1 rRNA gene is annotated in these 393 nt (G+C 57.3%); it reads right to left on the minus strand.

Features of this window, described 5'->3' with window-relative positions:
• Positions 1 to 390 (minus strand): 16S ribosomal RNA (locus M3221_RS25750); the annotation flags it as partial.
• Between the last annotated feature and the right edge of the window lie 3 nt (positions 391 to 393).

The following is a 393-nucleotide window of genomic DNA, read 5'->3' on the forward strand; positions in this document are numbered from 1 at the left end:
CTTTCGTCCATTGCGGAAGATTCCCTACTGCTGCCTCCCGTAGGAGTCTGGGCCGTGTCTCAGTCCCAGTGTGGCCGATCACCCTCTCAGGTCGGCTACGCATCGTCGCCTTGGTGAGCCGTTACCCCACCAACTAGCTAATGCGCCGCGGGTCCATCTGTAAGTGACAGCCGAAGCCGCCTTTCAATCAAGAACCATGCAGTTCTTGATGTTATCCGGTATTAGCCCCGGTTTCCCGGAGTTATCCCAGTCTTACAGGCAGGTTACCCACGTGTTACTCACCCGTCCGCCGCTGACTTCCGGGAGCAAGCTCCCTTCTGTCCGCTCGACTTGCATGTATTAGGCACGCCGCCAGCGTTCGTCCTGAGCCAGGATCAAACTCTCCAAAAAGTG

Source organism: Domibacillus indicus, from assembly GCF_023715895.1.
Lineage (GTDB): Bacteria > Bacillota > Bacilli > Bacillales > Domibacillaceae > Domibacillus > Domibacillus indicus_A.